Origin of the sequence: Nonomuraea cypriaca, assembly GCF_015645445.1 — a bacterium.
Classification (GTDB): domain Bacteria; phylum Actinomycetota; class Actinomycetes; order Streptosporangiales; family Streptosporangiaceae; genus Nonomuraea; species Nonomuraea cypriaca.
Window position 1 is genome coordinate 150671 of the sequence record NZ_JADOGI010000002.1, and the last position, 20846, is coordinate 171516.

General features: G+C 67.8%; 19 protein-coding genes. 11 read left to right on the forward strand and 8 right to left on the reverse strand.

The genetic code is table 11. The annotated features are described in order from the left end of the window. Positions 1 to 25 precede the first annotated feature (25 nt). The 4 genes from ITP53_RS01545 to ITP53_RS01560 form a co-directional block, all read right to left on the reverse strand. Positions 26 to 1405, reverse strand: coding sequence for a serine hydrolase domain-containing protein (locus ITP53_RS01545; RefSeq protein WP_195893421.1), 1380 nt, complete (start codon positions 1403 to 1405; stop codon positions 26 to 28). Positions 1406 to 1496: 91 nt separating this feature from the next. Beyond that, positions 1497 to 2459, reverse strand: coding sequence for a dipeptidase (locus tag ITP53_RS01550; protein ID WP_195893422.1), 963 nt, complete (start codon positions 2457 to 2459; stop codon positions 1497 to 1499). A 169-nt stretch (positions 2460 to 2628) separates the two neighbouring features. Next, positions 2629 to 3507: a methylenetetrahydrofolate reductase gene (locus ITP53_RS01555; RefSeq protein WP_195893423.1), complete on the reverse strand. Its 879-nt coding sequence runs from the start codon at positions 3505 to 3507 to the stop codon at positions 2629 to 2631. A gap of 290 nt (positions 3508 to 3797) precedes the next feature. Next, positions 3798 to 4073 (reverse strand): muconolactone Delta-isomerase, encoded by a 276-nt coding sequence (locus tag ITP53_RS01560; RefSeq protein WP_195893424.1) that lies wholly within the window; start codon positions 4071 to 4073, stop codon positions 3798 to 3800. Between the two features lie 270 nt (positions 4074 to 4343). Here ITP53_RS01560 and ITP53_RS01565 point away from each other — a divergent pair, with 270 nt between their 5' ends. From ITP53_RS01565 to ITP53_RS01600, 8 genes are all read left to right on the forward strand, one after another. Next, positions 4344 to 5987 carry an ATP-binding protein gene (locus ITP53_RS01565; protein WP_195893425.1) on the forward strand — a complete coding sequence of 548 codons (1644 nt, stop codon included), beginning with the start codon at positions 4344 to 4346 and terminating at the stop codon, positions 5985 to 5987. Then, positions 5984 to 6661 (forward strand): response regulator, encoded by a 678-nt coding sequence (locus ITP53_RS01570; RefSeq protein ID WP_195893426.1) that lies wholly within the window; start codon positions 5984 to 5986, stop codon positions 6659 to 6661. The genes ITP53_RS01565 and ITP53_RS01570 overlap by 4 nt, the downstream gene beginning before the upstream one ends. Positions 6662 to 6924: 263 nt before the next feature. After that, a complete protein-coding gene (locus ITP53_RS01575) occupies positions 6925 to 7641 on the forward strand; it encodes a PIG-L deacetylase family protein (protein ID WP_328813659.1) in 717 nt (238 codons plus the stop codon). Continuing rightward, positions 7638 to 8111, forward strand: coding sequence for an RraA family protein (locus ITP53_RS01580; RefSeq protein ID WP_195893428.1), 474 nt, complete (start codon positions 7638 to 7640; stop codon positions 8109 to 8111). Before ITP53_RS01575 ends, ITP53_RS01580 begins: the two co-directional genes overlap by 4 nt. A 74-nt stretch (positions 8112 to 8185) precedes the next feature. Next, complete coding sequence (desA, locus tag ITP53_RS01585) at positions 8186 to 9583, forward strand: syringate O-demethylase (protein ID WP_195893429.1); 1398 nt, start codon at positions 8186 to 8188, stop codon at positions 9581 to 9583. 64 nt (positions 9584 to 9647) lie between these two features. Next, positions 9648 to 10004, forward strand: coding sequence for an extradiol ring-cleavage dioxygenase (locus tag ITP53_RS01590; RefSeq protein ID WP_195893430.1), 357 nt, complete (start codon positions 9648 to 9650; stop codon positions 10002 to 10004). Positions 10005 to 10007: 3 nt separating this feature from the next. Continuing rightward, positions 10008 to 10850 (forward strand): class III extradiol dioxygenase family protein, encoded by an 843-nt coding sequence (locus ITP53_RS01595; RefSeq protein ID WP_195893431.1) that lies wholly within the window; start codon positions 10008 to 10010, stop codon positions 10848 to 10850. Between the two features lie 26 nt (positions 10851 to 10876). Beyond that, positions 10877 to 11584, forward strand: a complete 708-nt coding sequence (locus ITP53_RS01600) for an alpha/beta fold hydrolase (RefSeq protein ID WP_195893432.1) — start codon at positions 10877 to 10879, stop codon at positions 11582 to 11584. Between the two features lie 212 nt (positions 11585 to 11796). On the opposite strand, the gene ITP53_RS01605 is transcribed toward ITP53_RS01600, so the two are convergent. After that, positions 11797 to 12870 (reverse strand): LLM class flavin-dependent oxidoreductase, encoded by a 1074-nt coding sequence (locus tag ITP53_RS01605; RefSeq protein ID WP_195893433.1) that lies wholly within the window; start codon positions 12868 to 12870, stop codon positions 11797 to 11799. 803 nt (positions 12871 to 13673) lie between these two features. Between ITP53_RS01605 and ITP53_RS01610 the strand changes: the two genes are divergently transcribed. Beyond that, positions 13674 to 14192 carry a hypothetical protein gene (locus ITP53_RS01610; RefSeq protein WP_195893434.1) on the forward strand — a complete coding sequence of 173 codons (519 nt, stop codon included), beginning with the start codon at positions 13674 to 13676 and terminating at the stop codon, positions 14190 to 14192. Between the two features lie 129 nt (positions 14193 to 14321). Here the strand turns inward: ITP53_RS01610 and ITP53_RS01615 are convergent, their stop codons facing one another. The 3 genes from ITP53_RS01615 to ITP53_RS01625 form a co-directional block, all read right to left on the reverse strand. Next, positions 14322 to 16100 carry a flavin monoamine oxidase family protein gene (locus ITP53_RS01615; protein WP_195893435.1) on the reverse strand — a complete coding sequence of 593 codons (1779 nt, stop codon included), beginning with the start codon at positions 16098 to 16100 and terminating at the stop codon, positions 14322 to 14324. A gap of 211 nt (positions 16101 to 16311) precedes the next feature. Further along, positions 16312 to 17910 carry an ATP-binding protein gene (locus tag ITP53_RS01620; protein WP_207755407.1) on the reverse strand — a complete coding sequence of 533 codons (1599 nt, stop codon included), beginning with the start codon at positions 17908 to 17910 and terminating at the stop codon, positions 16312 to 16314. Positions 17911 to 18051: 141 nt separating this feature from the next. Beyond that, positions 18052 to 18705: a TetR/AcrR family transcriptional regulator gene (locus tag ITP53_RS01625; protein WP_207755408.1), complete on the reverse strand. Its 654-nt coding sequence runs from the start codon at positions 18703 to 18705 to the stop codon at positions 18052 to 18054. A 79-nt stretch (positions 18706 to 18784) separates the two neighbouring features. On the opposite strand from ITP53_RS01625, the gene ITP53_RS01630 reads away from it, so the two are divergent. Continuing rightward, positions 18785 to 19483 carry an alpha/beta hydrolase gene (locus tag ITP53_RS01630; RefSeq protein WP_195893436.1) on the forward strand — a complete coding sequence of 233 codons (699 nt, stop codon included), beginning with the start codon at positions 18785 to 18787 and terminating at the stop codon, positions 19481 to 19483. 806 nt (positions 19484 to 20289) lie between these two features. Next, positions 20290 to 20751 carry a GNAT family N-acetyltransferase gene (locus ITP53_RS01635; RefSeq protein WP_236050272.1) on the forward strand — a complete coding sequence of 154 codons (462 nt, stop codon included), beginning with the start codon at positions 20290 to 20292 and terminating at the stop codon, positions 20749 to 20751. Positions 20752 to 20846 lie beyond the last annotated feature (95 nt).

Below are 20846 nucleotides of genomic sequence, written 5' to 3' on the forward strand. Positions count from 1 at the left end.
TCTTTCTTGAGGGGTGAGCGAGATCTCAGGCGCGGGCGACCACACGGCCGTAGTGGATGTACTTCGCCAGACCCGCGTCGTCGCGTCCGATGAAGGCGAAGACGGGGTGGATGCCGTGGGTCGGCTCGAGAGAGATCAGTGAGTCGCCCTCGAAGTGCACCAGCTGAGCGCGCATCGGCTTCTCGCCGATCTCGGCGATGACGTCCTTGGGTACCCGGTCCAGCCAGATCGCGCCGTCGGCGTCCTGGCTGACGGTGATGTCGTAGATCGTGTCCGCGTAGCGGCCCAGGTACGGCGCCGGGTCGATCGTCTCCGGCTCGGCCGGCGGCACCGGGCGGCCCGGCAGGGTGACGCCGGTGAGCTCCTTGAGCAGGTACGCCAGCACGTCGTTGAAGATGCCGAAGAAATCACCACCGTTGGTCAGCAGCGCGATCGCGACGCCGTGCTCCGGGGCGAACCGCAGGAAGGCCGCCTGGCCGATGGTCCCGCCGTCGTGGCCGATGACGGTGTGGCCGTCGTGCTCTTCCAGCTCCCAGCCCAGGCCCCACGCGCCGCCCATGCCACTGAGCCGGGGCAGTCTCACCTGCGGCTGCCGCATGGCGGTCACGGTGGCGGGCTTGAGCACGACGGAGCCGTCGGGCGTCGTACCGCCCGCCAGGTGCATGGCGATGAAGCCGAGCAGGTCGCGCGGGGTCATGGCGAGCATCGAGCCGGCGGGGGCGTTGGACCTCGCGAGCGCCCAGGTCGGCGCGGGCACCATCACGCCGCCCTCGCCCGGCACGTGGCCGACGGCGGCCCGGTACATGATCGCCTCGTACGGGCTCGGCGAGACGTGGGTGAGACCGAGCGGGGTGGCCAGGCGCTCGATCAGCACCTCGTCGAAGGGTTTGCCGCGCAGCACCTCGACCAGGCGGCCGAGCACCACGAAGCCGGTGTTGTTGTAGGAGAAGACCTCGCCAGGCTCGAAGAGCTGCGGGATGTCGTGGATCGAGGCGAGGTACTTCTCGACGGCGTCCTCGCCCCGGCCGGTGTCGGTGAAGATGTCGCCCTCGAAACCCGCGACGTGGCACAGCAACTGGCGGGTGGTGATCGTGCCGGCCGCGGCCTCGTCACCGATGGTGAACTCCGGCAGGTACGTGCGCAGCGGCGCGTCGAGGTCGACCAGGCCGTCGTCGACCAGCTGCATGACCAGGGCGCTGGTCCACAGCTTCGTGATCGACCCGATCTGGAAGACCGAGTCGGTGGTCGCCTCGACGCCGGTGGTCCTGCTGAGGACGCCGCCGGCGGCGGTGAGCACCTGGCCCCGGGTGAGAACGGCGACCGAGGCGCCCGGCACCTCGCGCTCGGCCACGATCCGGGCGAAGTGCTCGTCGAGCCAACTCTGGACACTCTCGGGCGACATCATGCCGCTGAGGCTAGAAGGCCACGTATGTCGCCGTACTCAGCGGATCGGACAACCCGACTCCTTCATGGTTGTCCGATCCGACATCGTACCTTTACTTCCAGACCTGACCGGCCACCCGTCGGAAGTTGCCGCCCAGGATTCCGCGCACGGCCTCCTCCGGGTAGCCGCGCTTGACCAGCTCATGCTCGATCAGCAGCGTGACCTCCGGCTCGACGAACTCGATCACTCCCCAGCGGGTGTACTCCTCCGGGAAGAGGTCGGGATTGGCCTCGAGATCCCCCTGCACGTCATCGGCGTCGAAGGAGAAGTCGCTGCCGATGCCGACATGCTCGGGGCCGACCAGTTCGACGGCGTAGTCGATGTGGGCGATGAAGGCGTCCAGGGTCGCGGTGTTGGGGCCCAGGAAGATACCGATGCCGGGGATGCCGATGACACCGCCGGCCGCGGCGCACTCGCGGGCCTGCTCGTCGGTGATGTTGCGGGCGTGGTCCCACAGCCCGCGCATCGCGGAGTGGGAGTAGATCATCGGCTGGTCGGAGAGCGCGGACAGGTCGAGCCCGGTACGAGTGCCGCAGTGCGAGCCGTCGACCAGCATGCCGACTTCGTTCATCCGCTTGACCAGGTCGCGTCCGTACGCCGTCAGGCCGGTGTCGGTCTTGTCGAGGCAGCCGCAGCCGGCGGCGTTGCCGTTGTTGTAGCTCGGCAGTAGCGACTTCACGCCCAGGTCATAGAAGGTCTGCACCATGTCCAGGTCACCGGCGAGCGGGTTGGAGTCCTCGAGATCGAACGCCACCACGATCCGGTCATCGGGAACCGCGGCGTCGATCTCCCCGATGGTCGTCGCGATCTCCAGGTCGGGGTGGGACTCGATCGAGCGGGTGAAGTGGTCGATGTAGGAGAGCGAATCCTCGCGGGAGTGCGGCGCGTAGCCGACGTTGACGCACACGTAGGCACCACCTGGACGGCGGTACCGCAGGATGTCACTGACGTCGGCGTCGAGGGTGAGGGGCAGGCAGGCGTGCTGCTCCCAGAAGGCACGGCGGGCTGAGGTCATGGGCCTCATCCTGACGGGTCGTGGTCCAGTCCGGGATGTGCGGGGAACCACCATCCCGCCGGATCGGACACCGGTCATCCCTCCGGAGTCGAATCCTGGTGCGGCAGGCCGCCTTCGCGTGGTCACCGCGCCAACCGCTGAAGGACGAGGTGCTCTTCGGTTCCGATGATCACTCCGGATCGCCGGCTGGCCGACCGGCTCGGGCCAGCATCGTGCGTCGCCAGGACTCGGTCTTCAGTAGTTCGTTGAACGTGAAGAAGTGGAAGCCCCGCAGGTTGTCGTCCGGCTCGGGGATGTGAGGGGCAAGGCGCTCGACCAGCCGGTCGGGCTTGTATCCGCCGGGAAGGAAGAAGCGCCACAGCATGCTCTGTTGCTTCTTCATGAAGCGAGCCGACTGGCCGAGACCGAGACCGGCGGAGATGAGTATCAGCTTCTGCCGGGTGACGGCTCCGGGGAGGCCGACCCGGATCGGCAGTCCGACGCCGCGCTCCCTGAGCCGCCGAGCCCAGGCGGTCGTCGTTCCCGCGTCGAAGCACAACTGGGTGACGATGTGGGTGGCATATCTGCTCTTGAGTTCGATGGCGCGATCGATCAGCTCCTGGCTGATGCTGCCGTGGCCCTCGGGATAGCCGGCGATCCCGATCCGCCGGAAGTGGTGTCCGGTCGCGTCGAGTGCCTCGAGGAGCGAAAGGGCGTCAGGGAAGATTCCCGCAGGTTCGGCGGCGTCACCGGCGATCACGAAGACGCCGTCGACGCCGGCGTCCCGCAACTGAGCGACGATGTCGGTCAACTGCTGCTTGTCTCTGACCAGACGCGCCGGGAGATGGGGGGCCACCGAGTACCCGTGGCCGGCCAGCCGTTGAGCCAGATCGAGGGTGGGTGCCAGACCTTTGGCCTCGGTCGTGGTGATCGTCAGCGCGATGGTGCGCGGAACGTGGGCGAGAACCGACTCTTCAGTGCTCTTGAACGCCAGAATCTCGTAACTGACGGCGTTCAGCGCCTGCGTGAGCGCTTGCCACCGCCGAGGCGCCGGACTTTCAGATGGCATCGTGAATGAGGACCTTTCATCGAGGCAGGCGGCCGAGGACCGCACTCGTGCGCAGCAGTCAGGCGGTCGCGGTGCGCGTACGCCGGCCAGGCCGGATGCTGCCGTGCATCGGGCTACTCAACCGACAGTAGGCATCGACATGGTCTTGGTAACGATGCGGATGACGGCACTCAGGCCTGCGCTCGTCCTAGCTGGAGCGCGACAAGTGACGTAGGGCGCTTCCCTGCCCCCGCGGCGCCCCCCGCGGCGCCCCCGGGACGCCCCCGCGGTGCGGAGGGCCGGCCGGGCGGTCAGGCTTCCTGCGGGTGGGTGGCCAACGCCTCGACCGTTACATCCATCCACGGGAACTGCGGCAGCGACGCCAGCGCGTCATGCAGGGCCGTGGCGTCGGGAGCCTCCCAGAGGCCGACGACCGCGCGCCGGCCGGGCACCCGCCAGAGCCGTTTCAAGAGCCCGTCTTGACGAAGCTCCATCGCCCGTGCTCGCTCGGCGTCCCGCAACCGCTTGCGCTCCGCGTCGTCCACACTGTCGGGAAGATGGGTCTCGAAGCGCACCAGGAACTCCATCGCAGCCTCTCGTCGTCCTGTCAACGTTCATGCCGGACCGGGGCTGGACACCCCCGGTCACGCGTTTCGACGGTAGAGCGTCCGTCGTACGACGTCATCGGACGCCCGGCCCTGCCGCCGCGTCCCTCGCGGAGCCACCGGCTACGTCAAATGGTGTATCCCGTGCGGTCATCGAGGCTGAACGGGTGCCGTCGCCCGAGCCCGGGGGCATCATGGAAGTCGGCGACGTGACCCTGCCGGGACCCGCCGTATCCAGCGAGGAGGACGTCCATGGCGGACGACGTCAGGCCCGGGCGAGCGTGTCGCGGCACGCCGCGGTCCGGCTGGGACGCGGTCCAGGTTCTCGACGCTCGTACGCTGCTCGAACAGACGCCGGACGGTGTCGCGGTGATCGACCAGGACGGCCGCTTCCTCCAGGCGAATCCTGCGGCGCTGTCGCTGTGCGGGCTCGACGCGGCCGATGTCGCCGGTGCCGCGTCCCCGTTCCCGCCGTGCCACGCGGGCGACGTCCACCAGGACGCGGAGACCGAAGCCGTCACCGTGTGGGAGGCGGCATCGGGGCTACGTCGCGAGTTCGCCTTCCGGACCAGACGACTGACCGATCGCGGTGAGCGCCTCGTGGCGTTCAGGGACGTCACCGAGAGCCGGCGGCACCAGCGCCGGCTCGCCGCGATCGCCAGTGCGGCGAGCCGGGTGGCAGCCAAGCGATCATTGAGCAGCACCCTGGACGCCCTGGCGAAGGAGGTGCTTGAGGCCGACGCCTTGGCAAGCGTGCAAATCCTGACGGTCAACGCCGGCAGTGAGCGTTTCCGGGTCATGGGCACCGCTGGGTTCGGCCAGGCGGCGAACTTCTTCGACCTCCTCGTCGAGTGCCTCGAACTCGGCGCGGAGCTGCGGATGATCGACGCGTTCACCACTCGCGAGCCGGTCGTCGTTCCACACCGCTACGCGACGATCATGTCGGACCCCGCGTGGAAACCGCTGAAAGATTACATGCGCGCTCCGGAATGGGACTGGTTCGCGAGCGTACCGCTGATGGTGCGCGGCGAACCCGTCGGTATTCTCAACGCCTACTTCGCTCCAGGCCAGGAGATCACCAGGACCGCCTTGGACTTCCTGCTGGCGATGGCGGAGCAGGCGGCGCAGGCCGTGGACTACGCCGCCTTGCTCGAGCGTGAGCGGGAGGTCGCGCGCCGGGAGGAACGCCAGCGCCTGGCGCGGGATCTGCACGATTCCGTGGTTCAACAGGTCTTCTCGATGGGCATGCAGGTGGAGTCCCTCGGCATGCAGTCCAGGCGTGACGCCGTCGTCGACTCGGCATACGTGGTGCGGGTGGCGGGGGAGCTCGGACACGTCTCCAAGGCGGTCCTGAACGATCTGCGGGCCATGGTGACCGACCTGCACCCCACCACTCATGCCGATCAGGGGTTGTCCGCGGCCCTCGTCGCACTCGCCGAGTCGACCATGGCTCGGACGGGCTTCGACGTACAGGTCTCGATCGCTGATCCGCACGACGAGCTCGACGACGTGGAAGCGGAGCTCCAGGAGGACGCCTACCGCGTGATCGCCGAAGCGTTACACAACAGCGTCAAGCATTCGCACGGCTCTCTGGTCACGGTCGACCTCAGGCTGACCAGGCGCGGAACACAACGGTGGCTGACGGGCGAGGTCGCCGACAACGGGCGGGGCCTGCCGGCGCAGAATGCGGACTCATTCCTGGAGGAGGGCGGATTCGGTATGACAGCGATGAAGGAACGTGCCGGTCGATGGGCGGGCGACCTCACCACCCGCTCCAGTCCCGGCAACGGGACCACCGTGTGCCTCGTACTCCCGTTGCCGCCTTCGCTGCCGACGGGACTGGCCTCGGAGACCGCGCGCCGGCGAACGACTACCTGGACGCCGAGGACCTCATGACCGTGCAGCCGGAGACCAACACCATCGGAGTCCTGGTGGTGGATGACCACGCGGTGGTCCGACGTGGCGTCGTCGCATATCTCGAGGCGTTGGAGAACGTCGAGGTAGCCGGTGAAGCGGCGAACGGATGTGAGGCACTCGACTGCCTCGAGTCGCTCAAGGTCCGGCGACAGGCACTTCCACGGGTGGCGCTGATGGATCTGATGATGCCGAAGATGGACGGTGTCGAGGCGACAGCCGAGATCGCCAAGCGATTCCCGACGGTCCGCGTGGTCATCCTGACCAGCTTCGGCGAGGTCGAACGCATACATGCCGCGCTGGCGAACGGCGCCGCCGGATACCTGCTCAAGGACGCGGGGCCGGCCGAGGTCGCCGCCGCCATCCACGCCGCGGCCAACGACGACATCTTCCTGGACGCGGCTGTGGCGCGGCGCCTGGTTCAGAAGATGCGCTCTCCGCAGCGGGGCATCGCGGGTCTGACCAGCCGGGAGCGGGACGTGCTCGTCCTGATCGCCGAGGGCCGTTCCAACCGTGAGATCGCCGCCGAACTGGTGATCAGCGAACGTACGGCACGCACGCATGTGAGCAATCTGCTCGGCAAGCTCGGGCTGCGTTCGCGCACTCAGGCGGTCCTCGCCGCCATGCGCGAGGGTCTGGTCGACCCCCCGAGCTGATCCCCGCCGACCCGTCTCGATCCTGCCGGATCCTGCCGACCCTGTCGACTACGTCACTTGTCCTACGCCGTCTAGGACCGAGTCCTCGGTAAGTGCGGTCAATTACGCGATTCCCGCCATGACGCGGCTCTGTAGCGTTCATACAAGCCCCGGGAACGCGATCCGACGGGTGCGCACCTCGCGGGTGACCAGGTCGGGACGTGGTCCCCATGTCACCGACGATGGACAGAAGGCGGGTAGCAGAGGGTATGACGGGATCTCGAGTGACTCGCTCGATCGTGGCGATCACTGCCCATTCTGGTGATTTCGTGTGGCGGGCGGGCGGCGCGCTGGCTCTGTCGGCCGCGCGCGGCGACTCCGTACGGGTGATCTGTCTCAGCTTCGGCGAGCGAGGCGAGTCGCAGGGCCTGTGGAAGCGGCCGCACATGGAGATGGACACCGTGAAGCGCATCCGCCGCGAGGAAGCCGAGGAGGCCGCCGCCGCCCTCGGTGTCGACGTCGACTTCTACGACCTGGGCGACTACCCGCTGGTCGTGTCCGAGGACGCCCGTGAACGGGTCGTCGCGGCGCTGCGCGATGCGCAGCCTGACGTGCTGTTGACACACGTCGCCAACGACCCCTACAACCGCGACCACAACACCGCCCATGAGACCGCGCTGGCCACTCGCATGGTCGCCCAGGCGATGGGGCATGACCGGGCCACCACGCCGATCGGGGCGACGCAGGTGCTGATGTTCGAGCCGCACCAGCCTGAGGTGTGCGGCTTCGTGCCCAACCTGTTGCTGGACATCACGCCGGTGTTCGACAGAAAACGCAAGGCCATGGAGGTCATGTCCGCCCAGCATCACCTGATCGAGTACTACACCGAACTCGGTCAACGGCGAGGCGTACAGGCCCGCCGTAACGGGGCATCCGGCGACGTCCTCCAGGCGGAGGCGTACCAACGCGTTTTCCCCCTGGTTGGAGCCGAGTTGATATGAGCGGCTTCACCGACGGGCACGTCATCGTGCGGACCCGGGTGCGCCCGGACGCCGGGGCCGTGAAAGTCCTCGCCGAGGCCGGTGTGGCCACCGTCCACGAGGCCATGGGTCGCCGCGGGCTGCTCTCGCCCGTGCTGCGCCCGATCTACTCCGGGGCTCGCATCGCCGGTCGCGCGGTCACCGTGCTCAGCCATCCCGGGGACAACCTGATGATCCACGCTGCGATCGAACAGTGCGGCGCCGGTGTCCTCGTCGTGGCGCGCGAGGACGCGACCGCGGTGGCCGGCGAAGCCACCGCGAGCATGGCCGGCGAAGCCGAGAAACGCGAGCAGTTCCGCGACGGCGTCCTGGGGCTGGACCTGTACGGCATGCGCGCCACCTTGGACCAACTCGGAGTCCGCTACGTCGACGCCCCCGACGAGGGACCGGACGACGCCGGCCGCGGCGAAGGCGACTCCGCCGAGCGATGACGGCCGGCGCGGCGGGCCCATGTCACGTGTCCTAGGCGGCCTAGGACCGGCACCTCAGACAAAGGAAACATGCTGTGACCTACAAGAGCCTTCAAGACGTTCTCAACGGCGTTCAGACCAATTTGGCGGATCACTTTCGCAATCTCCCCGCCGGGCCGAACGCTTATCCCGGAGTGCCGGCCGAATACACGAACTGGCGCGACGAGCAGCGGAGCTGGCAGAACACGTGCGTTCTCTTCAACCAGTCCTACCACATGGCGGAGTTGCTGGTCGAAGGACCCGGAGCCCTTGAACTGCTGTCGTATCTGGGTGTGAACAGCTTCGCCAATTTCCGGGTCGACACCGCCAAGCAGTTCGTGCCCTGCACGTACGACGGCTATGTCATCGGCGACGTCATACTTTTCCACCTGGCCGAGAACACCTTCAACCTGGTCGGGCGCATACCTGCACTCAACTGGGTGCGCTTCCACGCCGAAACCGGTGGCTACGACGTCACGACGACACTTGACGAGCGCTCCGCGGCCCGTCCGGATCCGTTCAACCGCAGGTCGTACCGCTACCAGATCCAAGGGCCGAACGCGGCCAAGGTGATCGAAAAGGTGACCGGCGGGCCCGCCCCCCAACTGAAGTTCTTCCATATGACGACGATCACCATCGCGGGCAGGCCGGTCCGCGCGCTGCGCCACGGCATGGCCGGGCAACCCGGATACGAGTTGTTCGGGCCCTGGGGCGAGGGCGAGGAAGTGCATCAGGCGCTGGTCGACGCCGGCGAAGAGTTCGGTATGCGGCTGGTCGGCGGCCGAGCCTATTCCTCGAACACCTTGGAGTCGGGCTGGATCCCCTCACCCCTGCCGGCGGTCTACACGGGGGAGTCGCTCAAAAGTTATCGCCAGTGGTTGCCGGCCAACGGTTATGAGGCCGCCGCGTCCATCGGTGGCAGCTTCGCATCGGACAACATCGAAGACTATTACCTGACGCCGTGGGATCTCGGTTACGGGTCCTTCGTGAAGTTCGACCACGACTTCATCGGCCGCGAAGCACTGGAGGCCAAGGCCGGCGGCCCGCACCGGAAGAAGGTCACGCTCGCGCTGGACAAGGCCGACTTCCTCAAGGCCATCGGTTCTCAACTCGAACGCGGACTCAGCACGAAATGGTTTGAATTCCCGTCCGCGGTCTACTCGATGCACCCCTACGACCTGGTGAAGGCGCACGGTGAACCGGCGGGAATCTCCACGTGGATCGGCTACAGCTCGAACGAGCGCAAGATGCTGACGCTGGCGATGCTCGACGCCGAGAACGCGGAGCCGGGCCTCCAGGTCTCACTTGTGTGGGGAGAACCCGACGGTGGCACGAACAAGCTCACCGTCGAGAGCCATGCGCAGACCGAGATCGGTGCCACGGTGAGCCCGGTTCCTTACACCGAAGTCGCCCGCAAGGTCTACGCGGACGGCGGCTGGCGCGCGACGGCCTGACCTGACCGCACGGTGGTGCGTCGCCTGCGAGGTTCGAAGCACCGCGAAGACGAGGGAGAAGCCCATGGGCGGGCCATTCACGGAACCAGATCGCATACCCGACACCCCCCTCCTCGATCGGGAGCGCCAACTTGGCGGCTACCGGATCAACAAGATGGCCATGGGACTGGTCGACCCGGCCAACCGGGAGGCATTCAAGGCCGACGAGCGCGCCTACCTGGACCGTTTCGGCCTGAATGACGAGGAGAAGACCGCGGTGCTGACCCGTGACTGGCGAGAGATGGTGCGCCTCGGAGGGAATCTCTTCTTCATCCTGAAGATCTCCGCGGTCGATCCGATTCGCATCACCGAGATCGGTGCTCACCAAGCCGGCATGGACCACGAGACATTCCTGCGGGACAGGCTCGGGAAAAAGGTGTAGGACATGGCAAGACTTGTGGGAGGACTGGGAACCTCGCACGTCCCCTCGATCGGTGCGGCACTCGAGAAGGGACTGCGCGACACGCCCGAATGGAAGCCGTTCTTCGACGGCTACCTGCCCGCCCGGCAATGGATCCGCGAACACCAGCCCGACGTCGCGGTCGTGGTCTTCAACGACCACTTCAACGCCATGTTCCTTGATCGTGTCCCTACCTTCGCGGTCGGCTGCGCCGCCGAATACCTGCCTGTCGACGAGGGCTGGGGGCCGCGGGCCATCCCCCCGTTCGAGGGAGCGAGCCACTTCGCATGGCACCTGACCGACACCTTGGTGGAAAACCATTTCGACCCGGAGATCATCCAGGAAATCAAGGTGGACCACGGCCTGCAGGTGCCCATGGAACTCTTCTGGGGCAAGCCGTCCGATGCGTGGCCGGTGAAGGTCGTACCCATCTTCGTCAACGTGCTCCAGTATCCGATCCCGCTGCCCGACCGTCTTTACGCCCTCGGCAAGGTGCTCGGCCAGGCGATCGAGAGCTACGACAGCGACGAGAAATTCGTCGTTCTCGGAACCGGTGGCCTGTCCCACCAACTCCAGGGAGCTCGCGCCGGATTCGTGAATCCGCCGGCCGACCGGCAGTTCCTCAAAGACATCGCGGAAGATCCCGACGAACTCGCCGGTTGGAGCCGGCAGCGGTACATCGAGACCTTCGGTGGTGAGGGAGCAGAACTGATCATGTGGCTGGTCATGCGCGGTGCGCTCAACCGCGATGTCCTGGTCAAGCACCAGCACTACTTCGTTCCCGCCTCGATGACCGGAGCCGGGATGATCGTCCTTGAGAACGCCTGACCTTCGAGCACAAGATGGTGCAATCAGTGAGCACGTTCGTACTACTCCACGGAGCATGGCACGGCGGCTGGGTGTGGCAGCGGGTGGCCCCGCTGTTGCGCGCGGCGGGCCACGACGTCCACACCCCGACGCTGACGGGGGTCAGCGACCGCGCCCACCTGCTGAGTCCGCAGGTCGGGCTCAGCACGCACATCCAGGATGTCGTGGCGCTCGTCGAGGCCCACGATGCCCGGGACGTGGCGCTCGTCGGGCACAGCTACGCCGGGCAGGTCGTCACAGGCGTAGCGGACCGGATCGGGGAGCGCCTGGCGAAGCGGATCCATCTCGACGCCTTCGTCGGCAACGACGGGGAGGCCGCGATCGACCTACTGCCCACCACCGTCGCCGGGCACTACCGCGAGTCAGTGTCAGGTCCGGGGTTCGGCTGGCTCATCCCCGTGCGCTCACTGAACGTCCTCGGGGTCACCGAGGAGGCCGACCTCGACTGGCTCACCCCACGGCTCACCCCGCACCCGTGGCTCACCTACACCGAGCCGCTGCGGCTGACCGGCAAGGGCGACCAGGTGCCGGCGGCGTTCATCGAGTGCACCGACTGGATGCGGGTCTTCACCCCACAGGCCGAACGGGCGGCCACCCGCGGCTGGCCGGTATATGAGATCGCGACCGGCCACGAGGCGATGGTCACCGCCCCCGGCGAACTCGCGTCACTGCTGCTGCAGGTCGCCGCGGCCTGACCCGCAGCCCTCCGGGGCGTGACGGCGGTTCGACTGGTACCAGTGTGGTCAGCCCGGCACCATCTACCGTTTCCGTCGTGCGCAGCTACCTGTGCGTGTACGCCCGAGGCGGCGGGGTCGGTGACAACGCCGTATCGATCCGCAAGCTCTGAGTCCGACGCGGTCATGGCCGGGCGTGATGGCCTTCGCACCCGACCGGTAAATTCTCTGAACTAGCCGTTGATCTTCTTCCTGGACGCTTTGAGCGATGATGCCTCCAGCTTCGCGAACTCGGCCATCTCTGTCGAGGGATCGATCACCGGCTGGATGACGATCTCGTTGACCCCGGCTCGTTCCAGGTCAGCGATGCGGGCGAGGAGGTTGTCCCGCGTTCCGACCAGCGCCAGTATGTCGATCAGCGACGGCAGGCTCAGGTCCCGTTCTGCCGGCGAAATGCGCCCCAGGTAGTTGGGGTAGAGCGCAATGTGCCGGTCCGGTGCGGCGATCGTGGTGCCCCGCCGGTCGAGGAGGGACTGCACCGCGTCGCGTTCTTCAGCGCCGAGCCCTTCGGCGAAAGCAGGTGTATCGGCGGCGAAGGTCAGGAATGACATGACGATGTGGCCCGTTGCGTCCCGAGCCGCGTCGCCGTAGGGGTCCTCACCCTCGTCGAGCACGTGTAGCGAGGTCATGACGTAGGAGTCGGCGTCGCCGGGCGCGCCCCCGGCCTGTTGGCGGGCGTGATCGCGCGCGTGCCAGGCGGCGGGGTCCAGGATGCCGAAGGAGATGATGCCGGTGTGGCGGCGGCCGGCGACGGCGGCGGCCTTCAAGCCGGTTGCGGCCACCAGGAATTCGATGGGGTCGGCGGTGTTCACATGCTGCCCGGCATGCAGGAAGCGGACGTCGCGGACCCGGTCTCCCTCGCGGTACTCGGCGACGCGTCCGGCGCATAGATCCTGCAGCGCGGCGGTGAAGGTCTCGAGTTCGGCCATCGTGGTCGGCGGCATTCCCAGGGTGCGCCGGGCGGTGTTCCCGGTGCCGATGCCGCAGATGATCCTGCCTGGCGCCAGCGCGTTGAGGCTGGCGAACGCGCTTGCCGCAGCCGGTGCCGACCGCAGCGCCGGTGACGTCACGCCGATACCGAGCTTGATGCGGCTGGTGACCTTCGCGCATAAACTCAGCGCCACGAAGGGATCACCGTGGAGCATCGGCGTGTCATAGACCCAGAAGCTGCTGAAGCCCAGTTCCTCGGCCTGCACGGCGAGTTCTTCCACCCCGGGCTGTGCCGTGACCACGATGCCTTTGCGCATGATGCCTCCGTGAGGTGGTTGACGCCCAAGGCAGGAGATTTCGGTCTCCTGCTCCTCTCGAGGAAAGCCCCTTGACCATACTGCAAGCCCCGGCCCGCTCAGGGTTCCAGGCGTCTCCCACGCCGTCAGATGCCGCTCGGGGTCGGCCTGCCGCCGGCTCGGCGAGCCGGGCTTCCAGATCGGCGATCATCTGGGTCAGCAGGCTGGTGTTCTCGCGCCGGACCGCCTGCGGGCCGACCTTGTCGATGCCGGCGACCTTGGTGATGCGCTCATCGGCGGCTTGGGCCATCGATGCGAACTCCTTGCGGGCGATCGAGCGGGGGCTGCCGGCCTCGAAGGTGGCCGGCGGGCGAACTCCCGCGCGCTGATGCGACCTGGACGGATGTTCGAGCCGGACGCGTCGCCCTCACCGGGTGCGACCCGTCTGGCGACCAGACGGGCCAGCAGCCACGGGCCTTTGCGCTCCAAGGTGGCGAACCGGGCGATGTCCGCGCCGAGAGCTTCCTCGCCATCGTCGCCGCGTCCAGCCTCTCCCGGGATGAGGGGTCCATGACCGCGGCCAGCGGGGGGCGCCGTGCCCAGGACGGTCTGATAGGTGCATGGTTGACCCGGTCGATCCCTGCCGCCTTCGCGTTGTCGATCAGGGCAGATCCCACGTCTCGGGCGAAAAACTGCTCCAGCGTGCATTTCGCCACAGACTTTCGAGGCGGACATCCAGAGGGTGGTTAGCGAAACGGCGAATGCCCAGAGGCGGACCACGGGCCGGGCTACGCCAATCGGACAAGCGGGCCCGCCGTCACACCATGAGTAACAACACCGTTCCCTCGATCATCAAGAAGATGGCCACTTTCGGAGCAGGCGCCACACTAGCCATCGGGGTCATGAGTGGCACGGCCGAAGCAGCCCCGAGCACCACGACGGCCGCCACGCTGGCCGCCGCCATGACGCTCGGCGCGAGCCAACAGACTGAAATCACCGCCATGCGTCCCATTCGGAGAAACTGCGTGTGGACCGGCACCTGCTCGTTCTACCTCAGTAAGGCACGAACTCCCATCGCCTACCGGCTCTACCTGGGCCATGCCAGCGCCACGGTCAAAGATCTGGAAGCGCTCTGCGACGCCGCGAAGAACGCCGCGTTCGACGGTTCGAGCCTGTGCAAGCGGGCCGTGGACAGCTTCGGCCCCGCAGCAGGCCGCAACCTCGCAGCCGCGACCAAGCGCGGGGGATGCTTCGTCATCCGCATTGCCGCCGTAAGGTCTGCGCTTAATGCGATCTCATTCGGCAACGTTCCGCTGAGCAACCCGTACTGCGACGCCGCCTGACCAACCGGCACCAGTAGCCGCTGAACAATGCCTGCCGGCGGAGGCGCCGGGCAGATGGGCGCTCGGCCCGCGTCGGCGGGCGACGCGGGATCCGGCGTCGGCGCGTGACTCCTTCGCCGCCTGGTCGGCCTACGGGCCGAGGTAGACGTTCGGCGAGAGCCATGCCGGACGCGGCAGGCCGAAGTGCTGCTCGAGCATCAGCTCGGCCTGGGTGAGCGCGCCGTAGACCCAGCCCTGCCCGGTCGACCACGCCGATCCGCAGATGTAGACGTTGGCGTCGCGGATCGGGCGGCGCATCCGCGGCATGATCTCCCAGCTCTTCGCCCCCACCTGCCAGAAGTGGTAGGCCGCACCGTACGGGTCCTGCACCCAGTTCTGGAAGTAGGCCGCTGTCGGGTCGGGGATGCGGGCGCGGCGGCCGTGCAGTTCGCGCAGCTGGCGCTGCGCCTCGTCGACCAGTGTCCCCGGCGCCGAGGCGTCCATCGGCCGCGGCGGCCGGGGCACCGCCACCGGGGCGAGGCGTTTCGGCCGCGTGAGCAGCTCGTTCCAGAACTCCACGTCGCTGAGGTCGTTGTAGGAGGCCAGCAGCAGGGCGTTGCGGTTGACGCGGTCGGCCCCGGGCTGGTTCCCCTCGACGCCCCAGTAGTAGGTCTGACGCAGCGGCAGGTCGCTCACCGAGCGACCGGCGTCCAGACCGAGATCCTCCCACCACGGCCGGTCGTAGGCGAGGAAGAGTTTCGAGGCCGGCCTCGTGACGATCGAGCCGAGGTCGGACAGGAACCGGCTGCTGGAGAAGAGGAAGGTGTCCGGGTCCAGCAGCTCGATCGAGCGCTGGGGCATCGCCAGAATGACGTGGCGCGCCCGCACCTTGAGCTGCCTGCCCTGGGGCCACACGGTGAGGGCAAGGGACAGCACCTCCTCGCCGTCGACCGTCTCCCGGTCGATCCGGTGCACCTGGTGGTGGAGGTGGACGCTCCCGCCCTCCGCCACGAACCGCCGGACGAGTTCCTCGGGCATCGTCTGGTAGCCGTCGCGCAGGAGCAGGTACTGCGGCGGCGGGGATCCGACGAAATCCGCAACCGACGCCTCCATCGCCTCGACGCTGTTGACGTTGGACACCACCGATTCGTAGCCGAAACCGTCGCGGAGGAACGACCACCCCTCTTGCCCTATCGCATCGAGCAGCAGATTCCAGAACCCGATGTCGTACAGGCGCCGGCCATCGGCCGACGCCGTCGGCTTGATCCTGTCCCACGCCTGGTGGTTCATCCCGGCGGCGTTGGGGACGAAGCGCTGGATGATCGACAGGAGCGCGTCGTCCGGCGTCATGCCCCGGATCGCGGCCGGCAGGTCGTAGGGTACGACCCCCGGGTCGGTGAACTGCCTCATGGTGAAGTGGCGCTGACGCAGGTAGACGAGGTTCTGCGGCTCGTCGACCGGGAAGGGGGCCGTCGGCAACCGGAGATGTCTCACCAGGTCGGCCACGACCGGCTGGTTGCTCAGGTAGCGCATCCCGCCGAGCTCGGCGTGCAGATGTGGCATGCCGGGCGGCGTCACCGAGAAGAGGCGGCCGCCGACGCGCTCGCTGCTCTCGAACAGGCGCACCACGAGCCGGTCGCCGCGCCGCCGCCGCCGGAGCCTCCTCAGCACGCCGCTGCGCCTGGCTTCCGGGGCGAGCAGCCGCCAGCCCGCGTACGCCCCGGACACCCCGGCGCCGATGACGGCGACGTCGATCACGCCGTCCCTGGCGGGCGCAGAGGCGGCCCGCGCCGTGGCACCCAGCGCTCCCTCGACGATGGCGGCGGTACCGACCGCGGCGCCCCCCTTGAGCAGATCGCGCCGCGTGGGTCCGCTCCTCGCCGACGGCTTTCCGGCTTGGATGTCCTTGCTGTGGCTGTGGACGCTCACGTAACTCCCCCGGCGTGCTTGCACCTGTTCCGCAAGTGGGGGTCGTGGTGATCTTCTATCCGGTGGCCGTTCTTGTCGAGGCGACACCCCGGCCGAGTCGTTTTGCGTGCAGGTGGCATGGTCCGGACAGCAACATCTGGTGGCCGTCCGGGGGAGACGGGAATCGAGGTCTTCGAAACGGCGGGACTGGCTCTGACCGCTCAGGCACCCGTCACACCCGCAGAACGGTGACCTGGCGGCCGGACGGTGTGGTCGCCTGCTCGAAACCGCCTCGTTCCTTCCAGGGTGGGGCCTGGGGGCGCCGGTCGAAGATCACCAGCACGCCGGTGGTGAGGGTGAGGCGGTCCAGATATCGGTCGAGTTGCGCGAGGCCGTCGGGCGTCGGGTCGTTTTCGTTCGTTCGCCAGACCTTCAGCTCCATGGCCTCCCGCTGCATCAGTCGCTCGCCGTCGGGGCCGGTGTAGGGCCAGCGGACCAGTACGTCCAGGCGTTTGGTGCCGGCGGCGTACTCCCGGTCGAGCTGGCCGCCACCGTTGACCAGGCGGTGGAGGAAGGCCATGAGGATGATCTGGCAGGCGGCCTCGTGGTAGCCCTCCTGCCGGATGAGTACCTCGCCGTGCTCGCGCCAGAACACGACGAACTCCTCCAGCAGACGGTCGAGGTCGAAACGGCCGTCCGGCAGCACAAAGCTGCGCGGATCGGCCATCACGTACTGTTCCGACGGGTCGCCCAGCACCCGCAGGATGACTTCCCGATAGATCGGGTTCGCCACCTCCAGCGGGGGTTTCTGCTTGATCAGGCCCAGATCGCGGACGTAGGACAGATCGTCGGAGAAGGTGGCGTCGATGTCGGGGAACGACCCGGCCACCACGGGCTCCATCACCCGCTTGACCCGGGGCTCGTGCAGCCGAGCGACCAGCGCGTCCAGATGCATGGCCCGCTTCCGGATCAACCGCTCCTTGGCATCTTCCACCTGCCCGGCGGTGATGGCACTGGTCACGCCCAGCTGGAGGATGATCTCATAGGCGAGGGCGTTGACCAGCCACGGTTGTCCCTGGGTCAGCTCGAAGACCCGGTCCACCGCGTCCTTGGTGAACGCCTGGCCGGTCGCCTGGGTGTGCTGGTCGTACAGCTCGGTGATCTGGTCGGCGGTGAAGTCGCCCAGGCGCAGCGACTCGGCGATGATGTTGAACGGGCTGGCCGGATTCGACCGGCCGGGGTCGCCGCCCGAGGCGACCTTGTAGTCGCGCACGTCGCGCAACCCGCACAGCACCACGGATGTGGGGAACGGATGCCGCTCATGCCGCGCGTTGTGACCGTCGCGGAGCTGGCTGAGGATGCTGACCATGCTGTTGCCCTGCAGGGCGTCGATCTCGTCGAGGAACAGCACCACCCGGCGCGGGCAGCGGTGGCACCATTCGGTCAGCGCCGCGCTGAACCGGGTGCCCGCCGGCGCCTGTGGCCAGGGATCCGGCGGCAGCAGTTCGTCCGGCCATCCCGACCGCTTGGCGGCCTCGCGGAGGGACTTCAGCAGAATCTCCTCCGCGGCGGCGTAGTCGTCGCCGGCCGACTTGGCGCGCTCGCAGGAGAACATCAGAGCGGCGGTGCCGCCTTCGGCGGTCAGTTCGGAGGCCATGGTGCGCAGCGCGGTGGTCTTCCCGGTCTGCCGGGGCGCGTGCAGCACGAAGTAGCGATCCATCTCGATGAGCTCGCGCGCCTGGGGGAGCCGCTGCATGGGGGGCAGCATGTAGTGGTGCTGGGGACCGCACGGGCCGGTGGTGTTGAAGTATCTCGCTCGGGGTGGCTGCATGGTCACATTCTGCCATCGCCCTGATCTGAGCGCCTGGATAAGCCATCCCGGACGTCGCGCGGGCATCGGAAACCTTCCGCTCAAGGACGGTGTAGTCGCCGTCCTTGTCGCTCCAGCGCAGCCAGGCGGCAGCGGTGAAGCTCAGACGCCGGGCGAAGCGACGTTTGCCGGCCGCCCCGGACGCGATGGCGTCACAGGAGGCGTATCGGCGGCGGGCTCCGCCAGAACGACGCGGCTCGCCCGTGTGGTGACGGGGGCGAGCGCGGCCAGGAAATCGTCGAAGGCTTGATCGGCTCGTGACACATCACCCGTGGCCTCGATGTCCATGATGAGACCGCGGACGACCGCGAGTACGAGAGTGCCGAGTTCGGGACGGCCGATGCTTCGCATGCCGTCCTCGAACGGTTGCAACCAGTCCGTGGTGGCCTCGCGACGAAAGCCCGGCCACAACTGTTGCTCGGCATTCTCGCGGAGCTTGCCGAACATGCTGAGGTACGGGCGGCCGACCGGGCCGGTCATGACCCGCCAAGCCCGTCGCAGAGTGCTCAGATAGGGCTCGTCCGGTCGTGGGGACAGCAATTCACCGAAGAAGTCGCGCTGGCGCCGCCGCGCCCGTCCCAGGGTTTCTCGCAGCAGCGCGTCCCGGGTCCCGAAGTGGTAGATCAGCATCCGGGTCGAGGCGCCGGACGCCGCCGCGAACGGCTCGAGGCGGTCGGGCAGCCCGTGCGTGAGCGCGTGGTCGACGCAGGCGTCGAGAATCCGGTCGCGAATCTCGGGCTGCTTGTGCCGTCCCATCGTCACACTTTTTCACGTAACTGACGGTACGTCTACTGTTGATCCAAGGGGTCGGGACACCCGAATCAAGGAGGAAGAGATGCGTGTTGTCTTTGTGCACGGGGCGTGCGTTCGTGACGGATCGTGGTGGTGGCACCTGGCCGCCGCGGCCCTGCAGGAGCGCGGCATCAGCAGCGTTGCCCCCGCGCTGCCGAGCTGTGGCGAGGGCGACCGGCCGGCCGGACCGCAGGGTCCCGGGCTGCCCGAGGACGTCGCCGCGGTGCGCGCTGTCCTGACCGAGGGGGATGAGCCGATCGTGGTCGTGGCACACAGCTACGGCGGCATCGTCGCCGCCGAGGCGGCGGTGGGCGTCGAGACGGTGCGTCACCTGATGCTCGTGTCGAGCTACCTGCCCGAGCCCGGCGAGTCGCTGTCGACGTTCGGCGCCGACGCGCCGCCACCGTTCCTGGACTTCGACCCCGAAGGCGGCACGTTCGGCGCCCGGCCCGAACTGTTCGCCGAGACGTTCGCCCAGGACTGCCCGCCGGACATCGCCCGCGACGCAGCGGCCCTTCTGGTCCGGCAGACGCTGGCCGTGACCCAGCAGCCCGTACGGGCGGCAGCATGGCACGACCTGCCCACGACGTACGTGGTGTGCACCGAGGACCGAGGCACCCCGGCGGCGGCGCAGCGCGAATTCTCCCGCCGCGCGGACAAGGTCATCGAGGTGAAGGCGGGCCACCACCCGTTCCTGTCGCAGCCGCAGACCGTCGCCGACATCATCGCGAGCCTGTCGTGACCGGGACAGCGGACCTGGTGCGGCGGCCTTGTAGTGGGCCTGGGCTGGGAGCGCGAAGTCAGGGGGTGTAGCTCTCCACAGTAACTTGTTGATCTGCGTTTGCTGTCGTGATTGTTGGATCGCGAGACCGGCGTTGTCCGTGGACGCAAGCATGCGAGGCGCTGGTAGCAGTGTTGACCGCCGCCCTCGTTCCTGCGGGGACTCGCGGGCCGCTGTGTGACCAGGCTCAGAGGCAATCGGCGCTCGATCGCCGCTGGTGTCAACCGCAGCGACGCCCCGGTCGCCAACTGGGCGATTCCGCCTCGAACGCCGGCGCCACTGCTTTACCGCGATGTCACACCCTGGTGGCCCGTGCCTCATCAAGCGCTTCGGAAGCTCTGGGCCCAGCGGCGAAGTTCGGTGGCGGCCTCGTCGCGGGTGAGGGAGCCACGTTCCAGGTGAACCTCCTGGAGATGCCGAGCTGTTCGGCTGGCGGGAGACCGCGCAATGACCTCTGTCCTGAGCCCGCAACCCAACGCACCGCTCGACGAGGCGGCCCTGCCGGCCCCGGCTGCTTCGTCGTGGCCGGCGACTCACACCATCGTGCATGCAATGCGTCAGGCGAACAGCATGGCGCTGAGCTGGGACATGCCAGAAGCTTCAGCGCATGCGGAAGCTCCGCGCGCAAACCCAGGACCGTGGATCTGCCAACACCGGCGCCAGCGCCGGCTGCCCCGGCTCGGGCCAGCCGCCACGTTCGACGCGGCGCTGACCGGCTTCCTGATGCGCGCCCAACGCAGACCTGACCGTACGGCAGGATGGGCGCCATGATGGAGATCAACTTCTTGACCGAATCCGATCGCGCCTGCTGGGAAGTGCTGGCCCGTGGCAAAGACACATACTTCAAGGTCGAACGCAGCGACGACGACTACGAACGGACCTGGCGACGCCTGCTCGACGACGAGCAGATACGCGGGATCGCCGCCCGGCTGGACGGCAAAATGGTCGGCATCGCGCACTACCTGTTCCACGCCAGTGTCTGGTACGCCGGGAGATGCTATCTGGCGGACTTGTTCGTGGACGCGGAAGTCCGGCGGCGGGGTATCGCGACGGCAGTGATCGAGTGGGTGGCGCGGGACGCCAAGGAGCACGGCTTCCCAGGTCTCTACTGGAACACGCTGGAAGACGCCCCGGCTCGCGCGCTGTACGACAAGGTGGGCAAGTTCCACAAGGGGCTCATCCACTACGCCTACCGGCGTGACGCGAACCAGACCTCCACCCAGCGCTGAGGGGCGACCAGGGACGCCGTGCGAGTGCCGGTCGATGAAACGCCGCGCATCCAGGAGGCCTGTATCCACCTTGGCCACACGATCTGCGAGCTGGT